The sequence below is a fragment of the Oribacterium sp. KHPX15 genome (assembly GCF_900107835.1).
Lineage (GTDB): Bacteria > Bacillota > Clostridia > Lachnospirales > Lachnospiraceae > Oribacterium.
On the sequence record NZ_FNRG01000002.1, the window covers coordinates 25785 to 50442 of the forward strand.

The window sequence follows — 24658 nt, forward strand, 5'->3', positions numbered from 1 at the left end:
AGAGATAAACAGCAAAAAACATGCATTTATAGATGAGGAGGAGATCAAAATGTCAGAAAATAAGAATATGGAACTCAATGATGAGTTGATGGAGAACGTAACAGGCGGCGAAGGAGAGAGCAGGGTACGTAAAGAACCCGGAACAGTAATAGGGCCTTTTGATGAGTCACAGAATACATATAGAGTAAAGCGTGATCAAGGTCCTGAAGCTATTGCTTCATACGATAGAGTAGGACCACTGCTTAAACCGGGAACCAGAGTAATGATCGCTCTTGTAGGTATGGGCAAGTGGGAAATTGCTGAATTTATCTGATAGAAGGAAATACCATGAACGACGAAAAGAACATACAGCTTTCGGATGAAATGCTGATGGGGGCCAATGGAGGAATTTCTATAGACCGACAAAAAGACCCTGAATATGATGCCATGGGGACCATCGTAATGCACCTGGGAGGCAGGCTTTATCAGGTACGCTTCAGTGACGGTGCAGAACTGGTTGCCAACAGTCAGACGGACGATATACTACCCGCAAACTTAAAAGTAGGTCTTTATGCTGTTACAGGCGGTTGGATACTGCAGGTTCCGGGAAAACACTGATTAAACCGACATCCTATGGGATCCTTGTGGATAAGACTCTGTTTTTCAGAGATAACCCGTGAATTACCTACGTTTATTGATGAGGTGAAAAAATGAAAGACAAGAAAAAATCAAAAATCATTGCAGCTATAGCCATGATATCAGTTTTTGTCATGATTGCATGGGGAACCGTTGCCGGATCCTACCAGCATGCCTGGCTTGCAGTTTTTGCAGGCGGAATAGCCATGACCATAGTTTCAATGTTTTATAAAGACGAAAGCAGCAATAGTGATAAAAACGACACCAATTGAAGGATTTAAAAAATGTCCGACTTACCAGATATTAAGCTCATTATCGATGAAGCATTTGAGAAACTGACTGTCATAATAAAAAACAGGGAAAATAATGAAGATGTCGAAGGCGTAATAAACGCTATCCAGAGCTATGCCAATAATCAGAAACCTATGATTCAGGCATATTTCAAGGGTAGCGTTGTTATGCTGCCACAGAGGAAGATATTCAGAATCTACATCGTTAACAGAAAGATCCTGATCCAGACCTCAGAAAGACTATATGAAGTCCGAAAGAATCTCCGAGACCTCGAAGAACTGCTGGATTCGGAAAGCTTTATACGTATTTCACAGTCAGAGATTCTGAATATAAAAAGGGTTAAGAATTTTGATTTTTCTTCCACCGGAACTATAGAGGTGGAACTTGAAAACGGAGAAAAAACCTACGTTTCAAGAAGAAGAGTAAAGGAAATCAAAGCTGCTCTTTCAAAGGCAGTCATTTAAATCAACATTTATAGATGAGCCGGATAGATCTGCATCTGTATGTCAGAGATAAACAACAGAAAACATACATTTATAGAGCCGGTTAGATTGACATCTGTGTGTCAGAGATAAACGGCGGAAAACATGCATTTATAGATGAGGAGGAGGTCAGTCATGAACATCAAAACAAAATTTATAATACGGGCTCTGGTTGGTTTCTCTCTCGGAATTTCGATCGGTGCCATCACCTATGTTATCTTTACAAGTGAAACCGAACCACTTAACAAAAGATTTCTTCTGATGCAGCTGTTTGGTTCAGGCTTATATGGTGCTATAGCAAACGGAGGAGCCATCGTATATGACTTTGAATCCTGGAGCCTCGGAAGAGCCACGCTCACACACTATTTGGTAACATTTGTCTCCATGTTTATCACAAGTAAGATTCTGGGATGGTTCCCACAGGGAATTCTGTTCTGGGTATTTTTAGCCTTTTCTATAGTATATCTGGCCATTTGGCTGACAGAATACTATCTCTGGAAGAAGGAGATAGCAAAAATCAACGGACAACTGGAACTCGTAAAATTCAGTTCCAATATACCGACATAGCCACACAGTTACTGTGAAAAACGAAAAAAATCCAGTAATTTGACCAAATAGGCAGGAAAAACGACCGAATAGACAGGAATTATTGTAACCAAAATCCAGCCATGGTACAGTCAACTCATAAAGAAACCGAGCCGGGAATCGAAGGAAGATTCCAAGGAACAATAAAAATCTCGAGGAGGATTTATCATGAGAGTCACTACAACTACAACCCGTCGGAATAGCGGCCCTTTAGGAGGACTATTTGGATCTGTCATCATGGTGATACTTGGAATAATATTTATATTTGCATCATCCTTTATAACAAAACAAAATGCCGCATTAAAAGAACGCTGCACAACTCAGGTACAGGCAACAGTAACCGGTTTTGCAAGATCGGAAAGCTCTGAAAAAGGAAGTTCGAATTCGTCCTCAGTAACACCGGTATTTGAATATGATTTAAACGGAAAGACCTATTCATCTAACGCAACCACCTACAGCAGTACTTTTAAGGATACTTTCAGGGTAGGAAGTCAATACACTATATATGTAGATCCTAACGATCCTATGGAGCTGTATTCAGAAGATATCTCCAAATCAGACGGAACCATCCTGAAAATATTAAGGTGGGGCGGAGTTGGCCTTATTGTTTTTGGAATCATATCATTTATGATTTCTCTGGCAGTGGTGATTGCAATAGGAGGAGCTATAGGTCTGGCACTTATGGAATTATTCAAGAAGAAAGATCAGCAGAGTTAATCCACATCTTTAAAAAAATCCAAAGTTTTAGAAAAAGCATTAATCATCATCTTTTAACATAGGCTTCTGAAAAGCCTGTTACAAACCAGGAGGAACAACATGAACAAAAAAGCGTTATATTCACTTATGATAGCAGCCTGCTCAGCAGCCCTTCTTTCCGGATGTGGTGAAGTTCAGAAAACCTCTGCTGAATCAAAGTCTGCAGAGACAGTTGTGGAAACCACAGCTCAGGTGACGACTGAAGCAACAAAGGCAGAGACATTAGCCGAAACAACAGAAGCTGTCAAGGAAGAAACTTCCGAAGCTAAAGAAGAAAACGTCAGCTCTGTTATTTTTCAGGAAATATTCAAAGACGCCCAATACATGGAGGTCGGAACCACCGGATATTTCATCAAAGTCCCGAAGAGCTACTATCAGGGAGATGTAAAGGATAATGAACGCAAGGATGATATGATCGCATACTATAAGAGCGACGAATTCCTGATGGATTTCGATGTGTATCAATTTCCAAACGAAGGAAGAGACCTTTACGCTTATACCGAAACTGAAGCCAAACAGTATAATGCTGACGGCATTACAGAAGTTACCATAAATGATACCGATCTTGGACTATATTTCTCAAAAGAGAAGTACGAAGGTGAAAAAGAATATATAGTAGCAAACTACATTTTCGTTTCCGGTAATGATTTCGGAGAGCTGTCCTTCTGGCAGGACGGCGATGAAGCTGAGGAGCTTACTAAGGCCATCATAAACAGTATCACCACAACACCTACGGAAGCTTCTGAAGAAGCCCAGGCTCAGGGTGACACTCCTGACTACTCCTTCCTTATGTCGGAAGAGTATCAGAAGATGGTTCAGGCTATGATAGCTGAGAAGGTTGCAAACACAAAACTCACTCTGGATAAGAAGGATTCCTCTGACGATGTAAATTCTTTAGAGGACGGTCACTTCGTTACAAAGGATGAGGTTCAGTGCCGTGAAGTAAAAATCAAGTATGGAGATGGTGCTACCGGAGAAAGGATGTATTGGTTCTGTCTTTACCTTTACAATGAAACCGGTGAGCCAAAGGATTTTGATCCTACAAAGTTCATGATCGAGACCAAGAGCGGTCAACTCGTATATCCTTGCCTCATGGATGATGATGGTGTCGTAACCGTAAAGAGCGATACTCAGACCTCCCACTCATTCACCCTCGTGGACACAAAGGATCTTGCACCTGAAGAAGAGGCAAGTATTTACTACGATGGAGTACTCATAAGCACAGTAAAGGTATCACCGTGATTGAAATCAGGCTTTAGATCAGAAACATAGTGGAAATGTCTGAACCGTGACCGAACAGACATTAAAACCTACCGAATAGACATTAAATATTGTACTTAAATTAATGCAATGTTATACTCGATTCAACAATTAAAAGACAGGAAGGCAATGAAAAACATAGTTTAGTTTTTAAATATAACTGCTGATTCCTGAAGGCGTACAAAACATGAAAGGAGTACTTTATGGAAGACAACAAGTTTACCGAGTTTATCAAGAAGCATCGCGGAGAAGTAGAGAAGTTCAAGGCAAAGAATACCGCAATTTCTGATGAAGAAATGGCCAAAGTGACCGGCGGTGTAGGCGGAGCTAATGAAGCAACCTGCCCTCAATGCGGCACACCTATGAACGTTGTTAACGCAAATGGCGAGTATGGTGATAAAACCTGGGTATGTCCTTCCTGCAATACATATCAGTGCATGTCTGATGCAGAATATATTGAACTGTTAAAGGTTCTTGAGTCTACAGGTATGACACAGGGAATGGTTTATCCTGTATGGTGGAATCAGATTCCAAAATAATGGTTTACTCCAAATCGAGTAGAGGATGACCTCTACTCGATTTCACGTTAGCCGTCACATGTGCGTTTGTACAAGCACAACGCCCGCGTGACAGCTTTATCGCGAAAATAAAAGGGACGTGTGACGGCTCACTCGATTGATATCACATCCCACACAGATTGTTCGTCTAGTTCGTACTAACGTACGCCCTAGCCGTACAATCTGCGCGGGATGTGCTCTCAACTCGCAAGCCTGGCACACGTCCCTTTTATTTTCTTCAGTGTATATATTTACCTTTAAATCTGATTCAAATTATACAGTTCAGCACTGCTCAAGATCAAATCCAAAATATCTTGCAGCATTATTATAAGAAATTCCCTTGATAATTTCTTCCAAAGCCTTCTTGTCGTAAGGATACTCACCGTTCTCTACCCAGCCACCTACGAGCTCACAAAGGATGCGACGGAAGTAGTCATGACGTGTGTAGGAGAGGAATGAACGTGAATCTGTGAGCATTCCGTTGAAGTTTCCGAGTGTTGACAGGTTAGCGTAGTTGATAAGCTGGTCTGTCATGCCCTGCTTGTGATCATTGAACCACCATGCAGCACCCTGAGTGATACGGTTCTGTGTCGGAGCCTTGCAGAAACATCCGCAGATTGTATTAATGGTTGTGTTATCACAAGGATTCAGTGAGTAAAGGATGGTCTTTGGAATCTCATCTGTTGCTGAAAGTGCATTGAAGAATGCAGCAAGCTGGTCAGCAGGAGCGTAGTTGTCAACAGCATCAAAACCTGTATCAGCGCCAAGCTTGTTATACATATCAGCATTGTTGTCACGAACACAGCCGAAGTGGATCTGGAATACAAGGTCTCTCTTGTTGTACTCCTTTGCAAGGAACTGCATCTCGGCTGTTCTGTACTTTGCACATTCCTCCTGTGTTAATGTCTCGCCCTTAAGACCCTTCTTGAGAATCTCATCAACCTCTGCATCTGTAGCAGGAGCGTACATAACATAACGAAGAGCATGGTCTGTTACGATACATCCCATTGACTGGAAGAAATCAAGACGGTTCTTGAGAGCTTCCTTTAGTGATGCGAAATCCTTAACCTCGATGCCTGATCTCTCAGAAAGCTTCTTCATGTATGAAGGGAACTCAGGCTTCTCAATATTAGTAACCTTGTCAGGTCTCCATGCAGGAAGAACCTGAACATCAAAGGTAGGGTCATCCTTGATCTTCTGATGCCACTCAAGAGTATCAACAGGATCATCTGTTGTGCAGATAAGAGTAACATTGGAAGCCTTAATGATATTTCTTACAGACATTGACTTCTGGTGAAGCTTTTCATTGCAAAGATTCCAAACCTCCTCGGCTGTATCTCCGTTAAGGTAACCCTCATATCCGAAATACTTACGAAGCTCAAGGTGAGACCAGTGATAAAGAGGGTTTCCGATAAGCTTAGGCATGGTCTCTGCCCACTTCTGGAACTTCTCACGATCTGACTTGTCACCTGTGATATACTCCTCAGGAACACCGTTTGTTCTCATCTGTCTCCACTTGTAGTGATCGCCTCCAAGCCATACCTGGAAAATGTTATCAAACTGACGATCCTCAGCAATCTCCTGAGGATTGATGTGACAGTGATAGTCGAGAATAGGTGCATTCTCAGCATAATCATGATAAAGCTGCTTTGCTACATCTGTTGAAAGCAGGAAATCCTTATCCATAAATGGTTTCATTTTAAATTACCTCCATAAGCATAATACATTGTTTTCTTGTACCAGTTCGCCGGTGAACTATGGTGACAGGGTAAGTGTTCCAGCGGCTGAGCTGTTACGTTTTTTTATATTTAAACGTCGTGATATCCGACGTTAAAATCGTGTTGTTTCTCTGGTAACCAGTTTTGTCTTTACCTTTGTTTTCTTAGGTATGGAAACCGGTTCCGGATTGCCCTCCTCATCAAGAGGGGGATTAAGTATCTTCATAATGAGCTTGCAAACTTTCGAGCAGGATTCCTCCAGTCTTGCGTCCACACTGGTAAGCTCCGGGTTCACCGCATTGGCAAGCTTTGAATTATTAAAGCTTATAATCTGAATGTCCTCCGGGATCCTGAGTCCTTTGTGAATAGCGAACTTAAGAGCACCTACACCGGTAGTGTCGGACGAAGAGATGACGGAATCGAAGGGTTCCTTTTCATATTCCCTGGTTAAAAGTTCCTCTATACCCTTATAGCTCTTTTCACCCTTGACGATACGCACGGAATCCGCAGGAATACCACATTCCTTTGCGCCTTCTTTGATACCATCTATTTTCTTTGATCCTGAATAACTGTCACTGGAATAAACATAGATGGTTTTTCTTGCGCCTGATTCGTGAAGCTTGATAAAGGCATCCTTTGTTCCGCCCTTGTCATCACTGGCCACGGAATAAACATTATCCGCATCAATGAAGCCGTTCAGCATCATCACCGGATGTTCCTTTGCACCATCGATTATGTACTGATGGTCCTCAGGATTTTTCTCAACATATTTTGAACCGGCAAGAATAACCGCATCTACCTGACGTGATTTCAGAAGCTCAAAGCTTGCCTTCTTATTCTCAAGGTCGTAGCCGGTGCAGCACAGGATACTGTTATAACCGTTTTTCCTGAGATCGGTTTCGAGATAGTAGATGGCATTGGCAAGATATATATCGGAAGAGTCCGAACACATGATACCGATGGTTTTCATGGAACCTCGTCCCAAACCTCTTGCGTAGGCATTGGGAGTGTATCCGTATTCATCTATAACATCCATGACTTTTTTTCGTGTTTTCTCAGAGACATTATCCGCTCCGTTGATAACACGGGACACAGAGGCTATGGACACGCCTGCTGCTTTTGATATGTCGTAAATATTCATAAAAATTTCCTTTTTGAATTGGTTAAATTGACCATACCCGCTGGCGCTCCGCCGGTCAGGTTCGGCGTTGATAGCCTCACCTGATCCCTTCGGGACAAGAGCAAAAGCTCTTGCCATATCGCTCGGACGTTTGCTGATGCAAAGTCCTCGCTGTAAACGCTTACATTTCTTCTTGATTATAACCATATCTTGATATAAAATCAATGCATTATGAAAAATTTGAGACATGTATTTTAAATATCAATAAAGGAGCCTATCATGAATTTTCCAAACCGTTCTTTTGACCTTGTTACCATGGGACAGCTTATGCTGAGACTTTCTCCTCCGGGAAATGAGCGCATCGCAAGAAGCGATGTTTTTGAGAAAAATGTAGGCGGAGCAGAGCTTAATGTTGCCGTCGGAGCATCCCTTCTGGGCCTACACACAGGTATCATTTCAAAGCTTCCTTCACACGACCTCGGTCAGTATATGAAGGGAACCATCCGAAGCTACGGTGTTTCCGATGATTTCTTTATATATGATGATTCACCGGAAGCGAGAGTAGCGGTTTACTTTTACGAGTACGGCGCATATCCGAGAAAACCGCAGGTAATCTACGACAGACGTAATTCCAGCTTTTTCTCATTATCCCCTGAAGAAATTCCTCAGGAAGTTTATGAAAAAACCAAGTGTTTCCACACTTCCGGAATCACCCTTGCGCTTTCACCGGAGATCAGAAAGACAACCATTGAGGCCATAAAAAAATTCAAGGAAAACGGAGCCCTTATTTCCTTTGATGTGAACTTCCGCGGCAACCTTTGGTCAGGAGACGAGGCAAGAGAAACTATTCTTGAAATCCTTCCTTACGTAGACATTTTCTTCTGCTCAGAGTCCACCGCAAAACTCACCTTCCTTAAAGAAGGTAGCTGCCGCGAAATGATAAAGAGTTTTACAAAGGACTATCCGATTAAAGCGGTATTTGCCACACAGAGAACAGTACATAGTCCGAAATCTCATTCTTTCGGCTCACTTGCTTACGATGCCGAAAAGGATGCTTATTTCGAGGAGCCGCCATACGAGAACATCGACGTTGTAGATCGTATCGGTTCCGGCGATTCCTACATTTCAGGCGCCCTGTACGGTCTCATCAGTTCCGGCGGAGACGTGAGAGAAGCAGTGAAGTACGGTAATGCTACCTCCGCAATGAAGAACACCATCCCCGGCGACCTTCCTCAGAGCAATCTGAAGGAGATCAATGCTGTTATTGAGGACCATTACTCCACTGGATTCCACAGCGAAATGAATAGGTGACTGTGTTACCGTCAAGTGATGAAATGGCACAGAAATTGACTTAAAGTCTCAACGCTCCATAATAATCAGTGTGTTAGGATTGACCACATATTAGAATTAGCGTTTTTGAATCAATTCAATAGTAATAATCGATTGACTTCAAAACTCAATTTCTAAATATAGGGTCAATGAAGAGCGTTTTTTACTATGACCTATATCTCAAAAAAAGAAATATAGGTCATGGATTAACATGATTCACCATGACTTATATTCAAAAAAACTGGTTATGAGTCATGTGAGAACCTGTTTCGCCATGACCTATATTCAAAAAAAATGCTTATGAGTCATGTGAGAACCTGTTTCATCTTGACCTATATTTCTTGATGGACCATGGGTACGGAGTTAGTAATCCAAAAAAATGTTTGACATCAAAAGTTCAACGTGTTAAAGTACGTGTAAATTAATAAAACAAACCGATGACAGAGAGAAGTAGTTTATCTTTATCGTCACAGAGAGCCGCAGGTGGTGGGATTGCGGTACGGGCGGATAAGTGAATGGACTCTGGAGGGTGCTCAGAAAGACTTGAAGATCATGAGTCGAGTATGCGGCAACGGGTTCTGCACCGTTATCAGGCAGCACATATGCTGGTATGTGAAGAGTGACCTTTTTATTAAGGTAATATGAGTGGTACCACGGATTTATATATTCGCCTCATGTCGGGAGTGATCCTGACATGGGGCTTTTCTTTTTAGTCCGAAGGTTGGCAGGCTATCAATCCAAGTACGATGCCTGACCCCGGGGAGGACGATAAATCTGTATCACAATGGCGCTCCAGTAAACATCTTTTTACATTATGGAGGAAAAATCAAATGAAAAAACAGTTAATCGCAGCATCTATGGCAGTTCTTATAGCAGCATCTCTTATGGGCTGCAGTTCAAACACAGCACCTGAGGCTACATCCGGAGCCGCAGCTTCTGAAGCAGCAGCCACTGATGCAGCTGGATCAGATACCTCAAAAGAAAATGCTGATGCAGACTCAGCTGATAAGAAAGATTTCAAAGTTGGTATCGTCCTTTTCATGGATCATCCGTCACTTAATCAGATCAAGGACAATGTTGCCTCTGAGCTTGACAAGCTTTCCGGAGATATGGGTGTAACCTTCAACTATGCAGACTACACCTTCAACGGTCAGGGAGATGCAACGGTTCTCAATCAGATCGCAAGTGAGCTTATATCTGATGAAGTTGACGTTATCATCCCAATCGCAACTCCTGCTGCACAGGTTGTACAGGCAGCTGTGGAAGATAAGGGTATTCCGGTTGTATTCTCAGCAGTTTCAGATCCTGTAACAGCAAAGCTGGTAAGCTCCATGGAAACTCCCGGCTCAAACATTACCGGCACCTCAGATGCACTTAATACAAATGCCATCATGGATCTCATGTTTGCAGTAAACCCGGAAACAGATTATGTAGGTCTTCTTTACTCAAATTCAGAGGATGCTTCAAAGCAGCCTATAGAGGATGCCAAGAAGTATCTTGACGATAAGGGCATCAAGTACATTGAAAAAACAGGAACAAAGACTGACGAGATTCAGGCAGCGGCAGATGCACTTGTAGCAGAAGGCGTTGATGCGGTATTTACACCGACCGACAATACCATCCAGCAGGCTGAGCTTGGTATCTACGAGAAGTTCCAGGATGCAAAGATCGCTCACTACGCAGGTGCCGACAGCTTCGCTCTTAACGGTGCTTTCATGGGCTACGGAGTTGACTACTCATACCTCGGAGTTGCTACAGCTGATATGGTTGCCGATATTCTTGTAAACGGCAATGATGTTGCAACAACTTCAGTTCAGACCTTCGATAACGGTATCGCAACCATTAACACAGATACCTGCGAGGTTCTCGGTCTCAACCTTGATGATGTAAAGAAAGCCATCGAGCCGCTTTGCACACAGATCGTGGAGACAAAGACAGAGAAGGAATTCTCAAAATAATGCTTCAGCCCTGAGCCGCTTCCTTTGACTTTCAGCGGTTTCATTCCGAAGTTTTTCAGTTATTCTCAAAACTGATTTTTTAACCTATAATCATAACAGCAATACACTCTCAAGCTTCCCGGGGAAACCGACCGGGAAGCACTTTGTTTTGTAACACTTATCCACCGGGACGGTTTTTACCTGTCTACCGGGGAAAGCTCTCGTAGGCGAGAACTTTCCCCGGTAGACAACCCCGGTGGTCGAAATTTCAGGAGGAAATTCCATTGACCGGATTTTTAACAGCAGGCATAGTCCGCACCGCCCTTGAGGTGGGACTTATCTATTCACTTGTTGCACTTTCACTTTTCATCAGCTACTCAATCCTTAACATCTGCGATCTTTCAACTGATGGATGCTACACCCTTGGCTGTGCAGTAGGCGCAATCATTACCATAGCAGGTCACCCCTTCCTGGCAATCCCTGCCGCAATGCTGGCGGGTATCTGCTCCGGCTACGTAACGGCTCTGCTTCAGACAAAATTCGGAGTTGAAAGCATTCTCGCCGGAATCATTGTAAACACAGGACTATACACGGTGAATCTGGCCGTCATGGGTTTCAGTTCCAATGTCTCCATCTTCGGCACAGACACCATTTTTTCTCTATTCAAGGGACTCAGTGACTCTGCCTTCTGGAAGGACTGGTCCGCACTTATTCTGCTGGCAGTTGTAGTTATACTGGTCTGCGCACTTATCAAATGGTTCCTGGGAACGACTCTCGGTCTTTCCATCCGTGCAACCGGCGACAGCCCTGCCATGGTGAGAGCTTCCTCCATCAACCCGATATTTACCATCACAGTGGGACTTTGCTTCTCAAATTCCCTTACCGGTCTCGCAGGCTGCCTCATCGGCCAGTACAACAAGACCTGTGACATTAACCTTGGTACAGGTATGGTAACCATAGCACTTGCATCCCTTGTCATCGGTGAAACCCTGTGTGGAAAAGGAAAGATGATAGTAAGGATACTTGGCATGGTCATCGGTTCCTGCCTGTATCGTTTCATCATTTCCATTGCCCTTCGTCTCAATGTTCCTACCGAGGCATTTAAGCTGGTATCGGCAGTTATCGTTGCCATCGCAATCGCGGCACCACGGGCGAAACAGCTTATTGCATTTAAACATAAGCAGCTCACTGCAATGCAGGAAAGAAAAGCTATGAGAGGAGGCAGGGCAGATGCTTAAGATCGAACATATCTTTAAGACCTTTAACACCGGAACAGTAAATGAAAAAAGAGCTCTGACAGACCTATGCCTCACTCTTGAGGATGGAGATTTTGCAACCATTATCGGTTCAAACGGTGCCGGAAAATCTACATTATTCAATGCCATCGCCGGCTCCTTTTACACCGATTCGGGTTTCATAGAGCTTGACGGAAAGGACATCACCTTCGAGCAGGAGCATGTGAGAAGCCGCTACATCGGACGCCTTTTCCAGGATCCTCTCATGGGTACAGCACCACACATGACCATAGAAGAGAACCTTTCCGTTGCATATCTCAGGGCCAATGAGCATAAGCGTGGTCTTTTCAGCCATGTTTCAAAGGCAGAAAGAGAGAAGTTCAGACAGCAGCTTTCACTTCTTGATATGGGACTTGAGGATCGTATGGATCACCCTGTGGGACTTCTTTCCGGAGGACAGCGCCAGGCTCTGACACTCCTGATGGCTACCATGGTAACTCCGAAGATCCTTCTTCTTGACGAACACACCGCGGCTCTGGATCCATCTACCGCCGCCAAAGTCCTTGAACTTACAAAGAAGATAGTTGCGGAGAACCACATTACCTGCCTCATGGTAACTCACAACATGAACCAGGCCCTGGAGCTCGGCAACCGAACCCTGATGATGAACAGCGGAAACATCGTCTTCGACGTCAAGGGCGAAGAGCGCTCCCACATGACCATCCAGAACCTCCTTGATAAGTTTGAGGAGCGCGCCGGAAAAGGTCTCAATAACGACAGAATATTACTATCAACAAAAGAAAGAGTTTGATCACAAACTCGATCGCTGATAAATCAATACAGCCGGGACGTATTTATGATCATGTCCCGGCTGTATTTTATCTGACAGCGAAAAAAATCACTTCTTTTTTTATCGTTTGAATCGTGAATTTCTTTTATTTGGTATATAATTTCTTTATAGTTAGTTATTAAAACAGTGCAGCTATCGTGACAGTCGATAAAGAAATTCTTTTTATCAATGTCCATATTCACTAAACAAAAATGGTTTTGAAAACATCTTTCCAGAGAAAAAGAAAGGAGCGCATATGAGTAATTCTACACTATCTTTCCTTATGTCCCAATGTATCCGATCTGTCGACCAGTTAGAGAAAGTCTTCAGTCTTTCACCCGAAATTGCTGATCAGATCAGACATATCGAAGAGAAATACCCTATCTGTATCACTCCCTACTACCTGAGCTTGATAGACAAAAATGACGATCAGGATCCCATCCGCAAAATGTGTATTCCCACTGCGGCGGAATTTATCGATGGCGGCCTGGAAGATCAGTCAGGTGAGACGGACAACACTGTTGTCGCAGGTTTACAGCATAAATATCAACAGACAGCCCTGATTCTGACCACCAACCAGTGTGCCATGTACTGTCGCCACTGTTTCCGTAAACGTATGGTCGGCAACACTTCCGATGAGATCGCCTCTCAAATTCCTGCAATGCTTGCATATATCAAAAACCATTCTGAAATCGACAATATCCTGCTATCCGGTGGAGACGCACTCATCAACTCAAACGAAGTCATAGAACGCTATCTCGAAACCTTTAGTAAGCTTGAGCAACTGGATTTCATCCGTATCGGAACCCGTACACCTGTTGTACTTCCCATGCGGATTTATGATGACGCAGAGCTTTTGGAAATACTCAGGAAATACTGCGCCGTAAAACAAATCATCATAGTCACACATTTTAACCATCCTAAAGAACTCACTCCGGAAGCAAAAAAAGCCATTCATTCCCTTCATGCAGCAGGTTGTATAGTTCGAAACCAGACGGTTCTCCTTCGGGGAATCAACGATGACCCTGAGGTGCTGAGCACCCTGCAGAACAGATTACTCAGCTATCGAGTCATTCCCTATTACATATTCCAGTGCCGTCCGGCCAAGGGCGTTCTTAACGAATTCCAGATTCCTATCCGCGAAGGCTCCAGGCTGGTTGAGGAAGCCAGGAAACGAATGAACGGCCAGTCCAAGAGCCTTCATTACGTCATGTCTCATAGGACAGGGAAGATTGAAATCCTCGGTCCTATGACGGACGGTAAAACCATGCTCTTCAAATATCACCAGTCCAAAGCCCCGCAGGATCAATCCAGGATTTTCCTCTGCGATCCCAAAGACAATTGCTGGCTAGAGGATCATATACCCAACGGGAACTAAAAAAGGTTGAAAGAACACCTGAATGTTTTTTTGCATTAACAAACAGTAAATATGTAGAAAGCGGAAGAAAATGCAAGGGATGTGCGGCTAGGCTTGCGGGTTGAAAGAACTCCTGAATGGTTTTTTGCATTATCTGTAAATATATAGAAAGCGGAAGAAAATGCAAGGGATGTGCGGCTAGGCTTGCGGGTTGAAAGAACATCTCGTGTTGTTTGTACGGCTAGGGCGCACGTCAGTGCGAACTAGACGAACAAACGGCACGAGATGTTCTTTCAATCCCGTGGGCCGCCGCGCATCCCTTGCATTTTCTGTACCATTATATATACTTTATGTAGAAAAAACTTTTCAGGAGGCAATTATGATAAAAAAGCATTTTGTCATCACCATTGACAGACAGTATGGTTCAGGCGGACGTGTAGTTGGTAAGCGCCTCGCAGAAGAATTAGGCATTCATTTTTATGATAATGACATATTGAAACTCACATCGGAGCGCACAGCCATAGGAGAGCAGTACTTCCGTCTTGCAGACGAAAAAGCAGGCAACAACATCCTCTATAAGATCGTTTCACACCTGACTCCGGATATCTCAAGCCCGAAGCTTGACGAAAACATCGTATCCCCGGAAAATCTCTTCAGATTCCAGGCCGAAGTAATCCGTGAGATCGCTAAAAACGAGACCTGCATCATCGCCGGCCGCTGCAGTAATTTCGTACTGTCCGAGGCTAAAATGGATGATCACGTAGACTTCTTCGTATATGCAGACGAGGAGACCCGTATCCAAAGGGCAATGGACTACAATAAGATCGAAAGAGAAGAAGCCATCAAGCGCATCAAGCGCATAAACAACGAAAGAAAGAAATACCATAAATACTATACCGGTCAGGACTGGATGAATCCTGAAAGCTATGACCTTATGATCAATGCTTCCCGTATCAGCTACGATGAGATGGAAGTCCTTATGAAAGACTATATTCGCATGAAGGGATTTATCGACTGATGAATAAAACTGTAAAAGGCATCGAACGACCACTTCGGGGAGAGCTCACTGTTCCCGGAGACAAAAGCATTTCCCACCGTGCCGTGATGCTGGGATCACTTTCTGAAGGGGTAACACGTGTCAAGGGCTTCCTTAACGGAGCCGATTGTCTTTCTACCATCGGATGCTTCAGAAATCTCGGAATAGAGATAGAGCTTAGTGATGACGAAAAGGAAGTTACCATACACGGAAAGGGTCTCCATGGGCTTAATGCCTACAGCGGGGTTCTGGACTGCGGAAACTCCGGCACCACAACGAGACTTATATCAGGCATTCTTTCAGCCCAGAGCTTCGACTCAGAACTCACTGGAGATGAGAGCATTCAGAAGCGTCCCATGAAACGTATCATGAAGCCTCTTATGGAAATGGGAGCTGATATCACTTCTGTAAAGGGTAATGACTGCGCGCCTTTAAGCATTCACGGAAAGGCACTTCACGGCATAACCTATGAATCCCCTGTAGCCAGTGCTCAGGTAAAGTCTTCCATACTTTTCGCCGGACTTTACGCAGATGGGAAAACCACCGTTATAGAACCCACATTATCAAGGGACCATAGTGAAAGAATGCTGAGAGCCCTTGGTGCCGAGGTTTCTACCCGTATGCTTCCAGACGGAAGAGCGGAGATAAGCATTGAGCACTGTGATAAGCTGGTGGCGCCTAAGGAAGTTCTGGAGATTCCCGGAGACATTTCTTCTGCAGCTTACTTTATTTCAGCGGCTCTTCTGGTGCCGGGTTCTGATGTGATCATCAGAAATGTAGGCATTAACCCCACAAGAGACGGCATCATCGAAGCTTATCTAAGTATGGGTGCGGATATAACTCTTGAAAATAAGAGAGTTTCAGGTTCTGAAGATGTTGCGGATGTTCATGTGAGATACACAGAAGGACTCCACGGAGCTGAGATAGGGGGATCCCTTATCCCGAGGCTTATCGATGAGCTTCCTGTTATAGCTGCAGTGGCTGCAGGTGCTTCAGGAAAAACGGTGATAAAAAATGCATCGGAGCTTAAGGTCAAGGAATCTAACCGAATTGCTGTTATGGTGGATGGTCTTGAAAAAGTCGGAGTTAAAGCCACCGAAACAGAAGACGGAATGATCGTCGAAGGACAGGGCAGTGGACTTAAGATATGTTCAGGCGAGATCGATACCCATAAGGATCACCGTATCGCCATGACCTTTGCTGTACTTGCCCTTGCGGGATCACAGAATACCGAGGTGACACTTATTGACGGAGATTGTATCAATATTTCCTATCCGACATTCTACGAGGATTTGGCAAGTCTCTGATCATAAAACACATACTGAATCGCACTGCTGATGTTTCTTTCCACCTGATTGTCGGCGATTCTGGCCAAGTTATACAACACACATAGTTGATAACCAAATGTAATATCAAAAGGTTGTTGACATTCTAGTGACTCTCTGATAAATTATTCAAGTCGCATAAAAAGCGGCTTGATAATATGGCGGATTGGTCAAGCGGTTAAGACGCAGCCCTCTCACGGCTGAATCCCGGGTTCGATTCCCGGATCCGTCACTTGATTTCAAAAATTTATATATTATGGCGGATTGGTCAAGCGGTTAAGACGCAGCCCTCTCACGGCTGAATCCCGGGTTCGATTCCCGGATCCGTCACTTAGCCTCAGGTCTAAGACCTGAGGCTTTTTAGTTTATTAGTCCTGTATCTCGGTTTGCGGTAGATTTTCCTATATAACCAGCCAAATAGCTTCAGATCTCATGAAGTGAATTACACTGTGATGACATCACCAACGAGGGTTATCAATTCTATGCAGAGGACTTATACAAATTCCGAAATCCGGAGGTTCATATGAAAATAAGACGTTTTTCCGACAACTCTGTCATGAAAATAAAAGCAGCAAAAAACGATGATGGCAGCGACCTGACCTATCTTGAGTTCCCTGCTTTTAATTCTCAAGGCATTGCCGAACATGCTTTTTCAACCCGTCTTGGGGGTGTAAGCAAGGGCATCTGGTCCACCATGAACTTAAGCTTCACAAGAGGCGATGATCCGGATGCTGTTTATGAGAACTTCCACAGATACGCAAGACTCTTTAATGTATCAGATGACCGTATGGTCTTCACCTTCCAGACACACACTACCAATGTCCGTTATGTAACGGAAGAAGATGGTGGCAAAGGCTTCACGGTTCCAAGAGACTATACTGATGTGGACGGTCTCATAACTGATGTTCCCGGCCTGGTTCTGGGAGTTTTCGCAGCCGACTGTGTGCCGCTACTTTTTCTGGATCCTGTACGGAAAGCCATAGGCGCCAGCCATTCAGGATGGAGGGGTACTGTGAACCGCATGGGAGAGGTAACTATAAAGAAGATGCAGGAGCACTTCGGTACAAAGCCGGAGGATCTGATCTGCGCCATAGGTCCCAGCATTTGCAGACATTGTTATGAGATATCAGAGGATGTTGCTATGGAATTTATAAAAGCATTTCCCAATCACAAAGATGAGATTCTGACAGATGACGGTTTCAATGAAAACAACGAGCACAAGTACCATCTTGATCTCTGGGCAGCCAACCGAATCCTACTGGAGGAAGCCGGTGTAAAGAGCGAAAACATTTGCATCACTGATCTTTGTACCAATTGTAATCCGGACCTTCTTTTCAGCCACAGGTTCACCCATGGCCAAAGAGGAAACAACGGAGCCTTTATAATGCTAAAATAAGATGCATTCCGACCTTGTGGAATCAGGCTCAAGCCGGTTTATATGTCACTAAATAAGTACTTTTTAAAAAACTTTGATGTGGTTTTTTCTGTTTCGTGTTAGAATCACGAAAAGGAGACTTTAACTATGACTATGAATTTACCATTAGCTATTTTGATCATCATATTTTTGGCATCCATCACCGTTTATATTTTCAAAAACGGAGCCCGCATGGACAAGCTTACAAAAGAAGAACAGGAGACCATCATCAGGTCACGCTGCTCCACTTGCAGGATGTCTCACTATTGCAATGATTCAAAGCTTGGTAAATGCAGTACCATCGATAAAGAAGCCTCAGTTCAATCTGAACAAAAGTAGTCCGGCACCGGATGAACTATTCCGATAAACCGGAACAACAGCGGTTAAGCATCGGATAAAATATTCCAAAAACAAATCACTTAATATTCCCAAAACTCTTGGTTTATAGCTAAGAGTTTTTTTAACGCCTATGGAAATCATTAAAGAAACCCAAAACTATATAGTTGTAAATAAAGCCCCGGGAGAAGACTCCGAGCATGACGTTCCACGCCTTTTGGCAGAGGCACTAAAGAAAGAAAACACTGGTTTTCTCTGTATTCACAGACTTGATAAAACCGCCGGAGGACTTCTGGTCTACGGCAAAAACAAAGCTGCCGCCGCAGAGCTCACAAAGCAGCTCCAGGAGGGCACTCTGAAGAAATCTTATCTCGCCATCGTCCCGGGAATACCGGAACAGACTGAAGGTATTCTCAGGGATCTTTTATATAAAGATAAAACAAAGCAAAAGATGTTCCCGGTGAAGCGCATGAGAAAGGGTGTAAAGGAAGCTGTCCTGAGTTTCAAAGTTGCTGACACTAAAGAATGGGACGGAAATGTCATATCCCTTTTGGAAATAAGCCTTAAAACCGGTCGTTTCCATCAGATCCGCTGCCAGTTTGCGTCCCGCGGCCTGCCGCTTTTGGGAGACGGAAAATACGGTTCAAGGATCAAAACGAAAAGTCTCTGTCTATTCTGCCGGAGCCTGAGCTTCTATGACTCTGTTGAGAAAACAGAGGTCGCTTTCACAGCCGATCCACCTGCAGAAGAACCCTGGACCGTTTTCAGTACCGTATTATAATCTTTTCCGTATACGACGGAATCGAGTCATTCCCACGGGGACCGGACAAACAATTTCAGCTCTGAGTTTTGAACTTTTCCGCATTTTATTCTGAAATACCTGTCCTGCTGTAGGTATTTCAGATCAAAACTATCATGTCACATTAATGGAGGCATCAAATGGATATTCCTGTAAAAGCTTCTTTATCCATTAGTTTTTCAAATCAAAGGGAGGCAGACGAGAAGCTGTCTGCAATCAACGAACTTAATCTTGAAAAAATCCCGGATGGCGTTGCGCTTCTGGCAGAGCCCCTGACAGAAAAAATAGATATCGCTTCTTTTCTTGACTTCGAAAACATTTCATACCTTAGCTGCTCCGGGGATAATGCTGATGACGGCTCTGTTCTTGACTTCGACTGGGTACTGGACCTGAGGCGCCAATGCATCCTTCATGACATCCCCTTTTATTTCACTTCAACCGGTGCTAACTTCCGCATGAGGGGACGTGACTATCATATCGGCGAAAAGTTCCGTGAATCTCAGGCCGCAAAAGCTGATGTTCATTACTTTCCGGTTTCCCGAGCCTTCAATCCGCCTGTATTTCAAACCACAGTCGCACCCACAAGCTCTGTAATTCATGACACAGATACCAAAATCAATGAAGCCCCTTCTTCTAAAAACACAAACACTTCCTGTGTTCAAGAATCTTTAAACTTCGAAGACTCTAACCCGACGGATGAAAATTTCGAATCTGAACACACTATCCCCGTAGTGACTTCCGAAGCCGAAAACATTTCCATCCCCGGCATCAACTATGAGATTGAAATAGACCCTGAGGACAGATACATTGATGAACTTTTTAACCGCATAAGCCATAGCAAATTCCGTTCCTCATTTCACTTACGTGAGCAGGAGAGAAGCTACTGCCTGTCACATAGTGAAGAGACCATAAAACAACATGCCATGGATTTTGTTTCCAAAAAACTGGCGCCTGCCGAGCCAGAGAATGACGGAAAGCAGACTCCCATGAAGGGACATCCCGTTTTTATCGCCCAGCATGCCACCGCCTGCTGCTGCCGGGGCTGTCTCCATAAGTGGCACCATGTCCCGGAGCACAGGCCTCTGACAGAAAGCGAACAGCAGTATATAGTCAAAATCCTTTTGTCCTGGATCAGAAATGATATGAGAAACAGTTCCACAGAAGACAGCTGACTAAGAAACGCCAGAACCGTTAATAAAATGTAATTATTTTTTAGGTCTCCGATAAAGAAAAATATTTTCAACAGTTCCCATAGTAGTGTAAAATATTATCATCAATTTGTTTACGTGTGCTTTTTAAAGGGGGAACTATGGAAAAGAAAAACAAATTATCTTTAGCCGGGCAAATTTTCGTTGCTTTGATCCTGGCTGTCATTGTCGGCCTTCTCATGCAGAACAATGCCGACTTTGCAAATGACTACATCAAGCCATTCGGAACGATCTTTCTCAATCTGATCAAGTTCATTGTCTGTCCTATCGTTCTTTTCTCCATCATGGCAGGCGTTGTTTCCATGAAGGATATAAAGAAGGTAGGCGCTATCGGCGGTATGACTGTTGCCTATTATCTCGTAACCACAGCATTTGCCATAACCATAGGTCTTGTTTTCGGAAATATCTTCAAGGGCGGATTCCCTGCACTTTCCACCACAGACCTTAGTTACGAGGCCGCTGAACCCACATCCTTTATGGATACCATCGTAAATATTTTCCCAAGCAACTTTGTAAAACCGCTTCTGGATGCCAATATGCTTCAGATCATCGTTATGGCTCTGCTTCTTGGATTTGCAGTCATTCTCATCGCAGATGTTGCACCGGATGCCAATGAGAGAATCATCAATGACATTAACGACCTCAGCAATGTATTCATGCGTGTCATGGAAATGATCCTGAAGCTTTCACCTATAGGTGTATTCTGTCTCCTTTGCCCCGTAATCGCAAAGAACGGTCCCATGATCCTTGGCTCACTTGCAATGGTGCTTCTTACAGCCTATATCTGTTATATAGTTCATGCAGTTGTGGTATATTCATTAACAGTAAAACTCATTGCAAATATAAGTCCGATCCACTTTTTCAAGAAGATGGCACCGGCCATGATGTTCGCATTCTCCAGCGCCTCCAGCGTGGGAACATTACCACTTAACATGGAATGTGTAACGAACCTCGGTGCATCAAAGGAGGTTTCATCCTTTGTACTTCCTCTGGGAGCAACCATAAACATGGACGGAACCGCTATCTATCAGGGCGTGTGTGCAATCTTCATAGCAGCCTGCTACGGCATCGACCTGTCAATGTCTCAGATGCTCACAATCGTTCTTACCGCTACACTTGCTTCCATCGGAACAGCGGGTGTGCCGGGTGCCGGCATGGTCATGCTTGCAATGGTTCTTCAATCCGTAGGACTTCCTGTTGAAGGTATCGCTCTGGTTGCGGGCGTTGACAGAATCTTCGATATGGGTCGTACAGTTCTTAACATTACCGGCGACGCTTCCTGCGCAGTATGTATTTCAAAAATTCACGAGATGAAGTAATCAAAATAGTCTTTATTATTCTATGGGAGTGGCAACACTCCCATTTTTTATGTTTAGTCATTACTTATAAAAATGCAAAAAGTCATGGATGTCTTGCAGATTAATACTTGCAGTGGGTTTTCGATAGCGCTAAGATAGTGCTTTAAAGAATATAACAATAGGGAGGCAACTATGGGACTTATTTTTCCTAAGGACTATGATCCACGACTTTCTGTTCGCGAAACACAGGAAGCCATCAAGTACATTCGCGATACATTCCAGAAAGAATTCGGCCGTGAGATGAACTTGAGCCGTATTTCTGCACCACTTTTCGTACCGAAGAGCAGCGGTCTCAATGATAATCTCAATGGTTATGAGCGTCCGGTAAGCTTTGATGTTCCATGGTGGCCGGAAGAAACTATAGAGGTTGTTCATTCACTTGCAAAGTGGAAGCGTATGGCTCTTAAGCGCTACGGCTTCAAACCGGGTGAAGGTCTTTATACCAACATGAACGCTATCCGCCGCGACGAGGAGCTTGACAATCTTCACAGCTGCTACGTTGACCAGTGGGACTGGGAGATGGTCATCAATAAGGAAGAGCGTACACAGGAAACTCTCGAGGGTACTGTCCGCATGATTTTCCGTATCATCAAGCACATGGAGCATGAGGTTTGGTACAAGTATCCCAATGCCGTAAACAAGCTTCCTGATGATATCTATTTCATCGATTCAGAGACTCTTCTCAAGATGTATCCTGACAAGACTGCCAAGGAGCGTGAGAATGCCATCACCAAGGAGCACGGCTGCGTTTTCATCAGCAAGATTGGTGATAAGCTTTCAAATGGCGAACCTCATGACGGAAGAGCACCGGACTATGATGACTGGGCTCTCAACGGAGATATCCTTTTCTGGTATCCTACACTTAACTGTGCCCTTGAAGTAAGCTCCATGGGTATCCGTGTTGATGAGAAGTCACTTGCAGAACAGCTGAAGAAAGCAGGCTGTGAGGAAAGAGCAGAGCTTCCTTACCACAAGATGCTCCTTAACAGCGAGCTTCCTTACACCATCGGCGGTGGTATCGGACAGTCCCGTCTCTGCATGCTCCTTCTCGACAGAGCACACATCGGCGAGGTTCAGGCAAGTATCTGGCCTCAGGACATGATCGATGAGTGTGCAAAGCATAATATCACATTGCTTTGATGTATTGAGCTAAACGATATATTAATCCCAAAAAAGAAAAAATCGTTCAAGTCATCCAGTGGCTTGAACGATTTTTTTATTTTAATTATACTAGCAATAGTATATGTTGAGGTATAAAAATGGATGAGAATAAAAATAACTCTTTAACTGATAACAGCCGGAAAGATCCCCTTGCCTGGGAGGAAGTCAGCTGCGAGCATATAGTAAAAGACGAGTGGATAGATTTCAAAAGATTATCCTACAGATTCCCGGACGGAAGTATATTTGAACCTTACTACTGCTATAGCCGCAAAAATTATGTTGTTATCGTGGCTTCCGACACAGATGGGAATTATCTATGTGTTAAGCAGTTCCGGCAGGGAATAAAGGAAGTGACCACCGAGTTCCCGGCCGGAGGCATTGAGCGTAAGGACAATAAAGAATACAGAGACATCAAAGATGATTCTTCAGAAGATGCACTTCAGGCTGCAAAACGGGAACTGCTTGAGGAAACCGGATATGAATCCGATGAATGGAGCCATCTCATCACTGTTCCCTCCAATGCAACCATCGCAGACAATTATGCCTATATCTACCGGGCAAAAAACTGCAGAAGAGTAGCCGATCAGGCCCTGGATGAAACAGAGTTTCTGAATATGAAGAAATATACTCCCGACGAAATCGAGGGAATGATCTCTGCCGGTAAATTCCAGCAGGCAGTGCATATCATGGCATGGCTGCTGGCTCAGAAATAAGTTATAATGATTACAACATTCATAAACATTAGCATAAAAGACAAAACGATATGGCAATTACAACTTAAATCATATCACAATATCCCAACAGAACCCTTCGCCAGCTTGTCCACCAGTTCGTTGAATCTGACGCCGGTGTGGGCGGCTACCTTTTGAAAACGTATCTCCATACTGTTTCGCATTTCAGCGATAAACGCCTTGTATTCAATGGTTCCTTCTTTATTAGCCTTCCACTTGTCATCGGCCCACATCTCAATCCCCATATAATCATAGAAGATGGTAATGCTTTTTACGCCCTGTTTTGCGGCTGCCCTGATGGCTGCCATGGAACCGTGAATCTCGCCGGCAACATTTCTCATGGAAGCGAGAGATGGGTCTGAACCTGAACCCTGAACCGTCTCGAAGGTTCCGTCCCTCCTCATGAGAATCCCGCCGTAGCCGAATTTCTTTGATACTACATTGTAGCTTCCGTCAACATAGGCAAGAGCTTCCGTATCTACCCCCGCAAACTCAGCTATTATATCTTCACTTTTGATGTCATCCACAGAATGGAACTGAGGACCCTCGGGAACCTTGGCGGATGCAGAAGAACGTCCATCTGCCAAACCTTTCGCCTTGCCTGACATACCGGTAGACGATCCGGATTTCTTTACCCCGGAGGATTCTCCGGAATCTTTTTTTATATCATATCCAGTGTCTGCTGCCGCAAATGCTTCCGCCTCTGCTTTTGTGCCAAACTTCTTATATACTGCTCCGGAAAATCCCGTCACCTGGGCTTTGCAGTCATTCCAGTTGCTGTAAACTCCGGGTTTCTTTCCTTTTTGAACTGCGTAATAAAATGCCATATATTCCTTCCTGTATTTCAAGCTTAAAAAAATATGCCGGTAAATAGTTCCGTCGATTATGTATAAAAACCTGAACCCGCTAAACTGTTTCTCATTTTACCTAAAAGTAAAAAACATTACCACAGATTAAGAAGTAAATGTTTTATAAAGATTCTAAATCCTCTTTAGATGCCTAAGATTTAGTGTTATGATGTGAGCGTCAAAAGATATCCACCGGGGACGATTCTCACCGGCTAGAACCGTCCCCGGTGGATACAGGCTCGCAAAAAAATAACCGCCCCTAAGCCTGAGAAACTTGAGCAGTTATTTTTGCAACTTATCATCCAAGGGCTAGCCGTCTATCGGCAACACCTCTTTTATATTTGTATATTAACATTTCTGTCATATATCAT

General features: G+C 43.9%; 25 protein-coding genes, 2 tRNA genes and 1 other annotated feature. Of the genes, 24 read left to right on the plus strand and 3 right to left on the minus strand.

Features of this window, described 5'->3' with window-relative positions; genetic code table 11:
* Nucleotides 1–49 precede the first annotated feature (49 nt).
* The 8 genes from BLV86_RS01495 to BLV86_RS01530 all read left to right on the plus strand — a co-directional run bounded on the left by BLV86_RS01495 (nt 50) and on the right by BLV86_RS01530 (nt 4528).
* A complete protein-coding gene (locus BLV86_RS01495) occupies nt 50–313 on the plus strand; it encodes a hypothetical protein (RefSeq protein WP_090814886.1) in 264 nt (87 codons plus the stop codon).
* 14 nt (nt 314–327) lie between these two features.
* Nucleotides 328–597: a hypothetical protein gene (locus BLV86_RS01500; protein ID WP_090814887.1), complete on the plus strand. Its 270-nt coding sequence runs from the start codon at nt 328–330 to the stop codon at nt 595–597.
* Nucleotides 598–689: 92 nt separating this feature from the next.
* The gene (locus BLV86_RS01505) at nt 690–887 is read left to right on the plus strand and encodes a hypothetical protein (protein WP_090814888.1); all 198 of its coding nucleotides are present in this window, start codon (nt 690–692) and stop codon (nt 885–887) included.
* Between the two features lie 12 nt (nt 888–899).
* The gene (locus BLV86_RS01510; RefSeq protein ID WP_090814889.1) at nt 900–1370 is read left to right on the plus strand and encodes a LytTR family DNA-binding domain-containing protein; all 471 of its coding nucleotides are present in this window, start codon (nt 900–902) and stop codon (nt 1368–1370) included.
* 153 nt (nt 1371–1523) lie between these two features.
* Entirely contained in the window at nt 1524–1955 is a 432-nt protein-coding gene (locus tag BLV86_RS01515; protein WP_049962239.1) for a DUF3021 domain-containing protein, read from the plus strand.
* A gap of 186 nt (nt 1956–2141) precedes the next feature.
* Nucleotides 2142–2690, plus strand: coding sequence for a DUF3592 domain-containing protein (locus tag BLV86_RS01520; protein WP_090814890.1), 549 nt, complete (start codon nt 2142–2144; stop codon nt 2688–2690).
* 99 nt (nt 2691–2789) lie between these two features.
* Entirely contained in the window at nt 2790–3971 is a 1182-nt protein-coding gene (locus BLV86_RS01525; RefSeq protein ID WP_090814891.1) for a hypothetical protein, read from the plus strand.
* Between the two features lie 221 nt (nt 3972–4192).
* Nucleotides 4193–4528 (plus strand): hypothetical protein, encoded by a 336-nt coding sequence (locus tag BLV86_RS01530; protein ID WP_090814892.1) that lies wholly within the window; start codon nt 4193–4195, stop codon nt 4526–4528.
* Between the two features lie 300 nt (nt 4529–4828).
* Here BLV86_RS01530 and uxaC read toward each other — a convergent pair whose 3' ends face one another.
* Together uxaC and BLV86_RS01540 are read right to left on the minus strand one after the other, a co-directional pair.
* A complete protein-coding gene (gene uxaC / locus BLV86_RS01535) occupies nt 4829–6244 on the minus strand; it encodes a glucuronate isomerase (RefSeq protein ID WP_090814893.1) in 1416 nt (471 codons plus the stop codon).
* 132 nt (nt 6245–6376) lie between these two features.
* Nucleotides 6377–7405, minus strand: coding sequence for a LacI family DNA-binding transcriptional regulator (locus tag BLV86_RS01540; RefSeq protein ID WP_090814894.1), 1029 nt, complete (start codon nt 7403–7405; stop codon nt 6377–6379).
* 258 nt (nt 7406–7663) lie between these two features.
* On the opposite strand from BLV86_RS01540, the gene BLV86_RS01545 reads away from it, so the two are divergent.
* From BLV86_RS01545 to BLV86_RS01620, 16 genes are all read left to right on the plus strand, one after another.
* Nucleotides 7664–8695, plus strand: coding sequence for a sugar kinase (locus tag BLV86_RS01545; protein WP_090814895.1), 1032 nt, complete (start codon nt 7664–7666; stop codon nt 8693–8695).
* 446 nt (nt 8696–9141) lie between these two features.
* Nucleotides 9142–9391, plus strand: a binding site (T-box leader).
* A gap of 152 nt (nt 9392–9543) precedes the next feature.
* Nucleotides 9544–10671 (plus strand): ABC transporter substrate-binding protein, encoded by a 1128-nt coding sequence (locus BLV86_RS01550; RefSeq protein ID WP_090814896.1) that lies wholly within the window; start codon nt 9544–9546, stop codon nt 10669–10671.
* A 263-nt stretch (nt 10672–10934) separates the two neighbouring features.
* Nucleotides 10935–11888 (plus strand): ABC transporter permease, encoded by a 954-nt coding sequence (locus tag BLV86_RS01555; protein WP_031548583.1) that lies wholly within the window; start codon nt 10935–10937, stop codon nt 11886–11888.
* Entirely contained in the window at nt 11881–12696 is an 816-nt protein-coding gene (locus BLV86_RS01560; RefSeq protein ID WP_090814897.1) for an ABC transporter ATP-binding protein, read from the plus strand. Before BLV86_RS01555 ends, BLV86_RS01560 begins: the two co-directional genes overlap by 8 nt.
* A 274-nt stretch (nt 12697–12970) precedes the next feature.
* Complete coding sequence (locus tag BLV86_RS01565) at nt 12971–14092, plus strand: KamA family radical SAM protein (RefSeq protein WP_242873208.1); 1122 nt, start codon at nt 12971–12973, stop codon at nt 14090–14092.
* A gap of 358 nt (nt 14093–14450) precedes the next feature.
* A complete protein-coding gene (locus BLV86_RS01570) occupies nt 14451–15089 on the plus strand; it encodes a cytidylate kinase-like family protein (RefSeq protein ID WP_031548577.1) in 639 nt (212 codons plus the stop codon).
* Nucleotides 15089–16414, plus strand: a complete 1326-nt coding sequence (gene aroA / locus BLV86_RS01575) for a 3-phosphoshikimate 1-carboxyvinyltransferase (RefSeq protein ID WP_090814899.1) — start codon at nt 15089–15091, stop codon at nt 16412–16414. Before BLV86_RS01570 ends, aroA begins: the two co-directional genes overlap by 1 nt.
* Nucleotides 16415–16592: 178 nt before the next feature.
* Nucleotides 16593–16664, plus strand: a tRNA-Glu gene (locus tag BLV86_RS01580).
* Nucleotides 16665–16690: 26 nt separating this feature from the next.
* Nucleotides 16691–16762, plus strand: a tRNA-Glu gene (locus BLV86_RS01585).
* 193 nt (nt 16763–16955) lie between these two features.
* A complete protein-coding gene (pgeF, locus tag BLV86_RS01590; protein ID WP_090814900.1) occupies nt 16956–17828 on the plus strand; it encodes a peptidoglycan editing factor PgeF in 873 nt (290 codons plus the stop codon).
* A 126-nt stretch (nt 17829–17954) separates the two neighbouring features.
* On the plus strand, nt 17955–18185 hold the full coding sequence (locus tag BLV86_RS01595) for a hypothetical protein (RefSeq protein WP_090814901.1): 231 nt from the start codon (nt 17955–17957) through the stop codon (nt 18183–18185).
* A 130-nt stretch (nt 18186–18315) separates the two neighbouring features.
* Nucleotides 18316–18963 (plus strand): RluA family pseudouridine synthase, encoded by a 648-nt coding sequence (locus tag BLV86_RS01600; RefSeq protein ID WP_090814902.1) that lies wholly within the window; start codon nt 18316–18318, stop codon nt 18961–18963.
* Between the two features lie 158 nt (nt 18964–19121).
* Nucleotides 19122–20153: a DUF4186 family protein gene (locus BLV86_RS01605; RefSeq protein WP_242873209.1), complete on the plus strand. Its 1032-nt coding sequence runs from the start codon at nt 19122–19124 to the stop codon at nt 20151–20153.
* 137 nt (nt 20154–20290) lie between these two features.
* On the plus strand, nt 20291–21508 hold the full coding sequence (locus BLV86_RS01610; protein WP_090814903.1) for a dicarboxylate/amino acid:cation symporter: 1218 nt from the start codon (nt 20291–20293) through the stop codon (nt 21506–21508).
* Nucleotides 21509–21679: 171 nt separating this feature from the next.
* Nucleotides 21680–22687, plus strand: a complete 1008-nt coding sequence (asnA, locus tag BLV86_RS01615) for an aspartate--ammonia ligase (protein WP_090814904.1) — start codon at nt 21680–21682, stop codon at nt 22685–22687.
* Between the two features lie 119 nt (nt 22688–22806).
* Entirely contained in the window at nt 22807–23421 is a 615-nt protein-coding gene (locus tag BLV86_RS01620; RefSeq protein WP_090814905.1) for an NUDIX hydrolase, read from the plus strand.
* Nucleotides 23422–23495: 74 nt separating this feature from the next.
* Here the strand turns inward: BLV86_RS01620 and BLV86_RS01625 are convergent, their stop codons facing one another.
* The gene (locus BLV86_RS01625) at nt 23496–24266 is read right to left on the minus strand and encodes a ribonuclease H family protein (protein ID WP_090814906.1); all 771 of its coding nucleotides are present in this window, start codon (nt 24264–24266) and stop codon (nt 23496–23498) included.
* Nucleotides 24267–24658 lie beyond the last annotated feature (392 nt).

Coding starts and splice junctions, on each gene's coding strand:
- BLV86_RS01495 (WP_090814886.1), top strand. CDS start 50: ATGTCAGAAAATAAGAATATGGAACTCAATGATGAGTTGATGGAGAAC.
- BLV86_RS01500 (WP_090814887.1), top strand. CDS start 328: ATGAACGACGAAAAGAACATACAGCTTTCGGATGAAATGCTGATGGGG.
- BLV86_RS01505 (WP_090814888.1), top strand. CDS start 690: ATGAAAGACAAGAAAAAATCAAAAATCATTGCAGCTATAGCCATGATA.
- BLV86_RS01510 (WP_090814889.1), top strand. CDS start 900: ATGTCCGACTTACCAGATATTAAGCTCATTATCGATGAAGCATTTGAG.
- BLV86_RS01515 (WP_049962239.1), top strand. CDS start 1,524: ATGAACATCAAAACAAAATTTATAATACGGGCTCTGGTTGGTTTCTCT.
- BLV86_RS01520 (WP_090814890.1), top strand. CDS start 2,142: ATGAGAGTCACTACAACTACAACCCGTCGGAATAGCGGCCCTTTAGGA.
- BLV86_RS01525 (WP_090814891.1), top strand. CDS start 2,790: ATGAACAAAAAAGCGTTATATTCACTTATGATAGCAGCCTGCTCAGCA.
- BLV86_RS01530 (WP_090814892.1), top strand. CDS start 4,193: ATGGAAGACAACAAGTTTACCGAGTTTATCAAGAAGCATCGCGGAGAA.
- uxaC (WP_090814893.1), bottom strand. CDS start 6,244: ATGAAACCATTTATGGATAAGGATTTCCTGCTTTCAACAGATGTAGCA.
- BLV86_RS01540 (WP_090814894.1), bottom strand. CDS start 7,405: ATGAATATTTACGACATATCAAAAGCAGCAGGCGTGTCCATAGCCTCT.
- BLV86_RS01545 (WP_090814895.1), top strand. CDS start 7,664: ATGAATTTTCCAAACCGTTCTTTTGACCTTGTTACCATGGGACAGCTT.
- BLV86_RS01550 (WP_090814896.1), top strand. CDS start 9,544: ATGAAAAAACAGTTAATCGCAGCATCTATGGCAGTTCTTATAGCAGCA.
- BLV86_RS01560 (WP_090814897.1), top strand. CDS start 11,881: ATGCTTAAGATCGAACATATCTTTAAGACCTTTAACACCGGAACAGTA.
- BLV86_RS01565 (WP_242873208.1), top strand. CDS start 12,971: ATGAGTAATTCTACACTATCTTTCCTTATGTCCCAATGTATCCGATCT.
- BLV86_RS01570 (WP_031548577.1), top strand. CDS start 14,451: ATGATAAAAAAGCATTTTGTCATCACCATTGACAGACAGTATGGTTCA.
- aroA (WP_090814899.1), top strand. CDS start 15,089: ATGAATAAAACTGTAAAAGGCATCGAACGACCACTTCGGGGAGAGCTC.
- pgeF (WP_090814900.1), top strand. CDS start 16,956: ATGAAAATAAGACGTTTTTCCGACAACTCTGTCATGAAAATAAAAGCA.
- BLV86_RS01595 (WP_090814901.1), top strand. CDS start 17,955: ATGACTATGAATTTACCATTAGCTATTTTGATCATCATATTTTTGGCA.
- BLV86_RS01600 (WP_090814902.1), top strand. CDS start 18,316: ATGGAAATCATTAAAGAAACCCAAAACTATATAGTTGTAAATAAAGCC.
- BLV86_RS01605 (WP_242873209.1), top strand. CDS start 19,122: ATGGATATTCCTGTAAAAGCTTCTTTATCCATTAGTTTTTCAAATCAA.
- BLV86_RS01610 (WP_090814903.1), top strand. CDS start 20,291: ATGGAAAAGAAAAACAAATTATCTTTAGCCGGGCAAATTTTCGTTGCT.
- asnA (WP_090814904.1), top strand. CDS start 21,680: ATGGGACTTATTTTTCCTAAGGACTATGATCCACGACTTTCTGTTCGC.
- BLV86_RS01620 (WP_090814905.1), top strand. CDS start 22,807: ATGGATGAGAATAAAAATAACTCTTTAACTGATAACAGCCGGAAAGAT.
- BLV86_RS01625 (WP_090814906.1), bottom strand. CDS start 24,266: ATGGCATTTTATTACGCAGTTCAAAAAGGAAAGAAACCCGGAGTTTAC.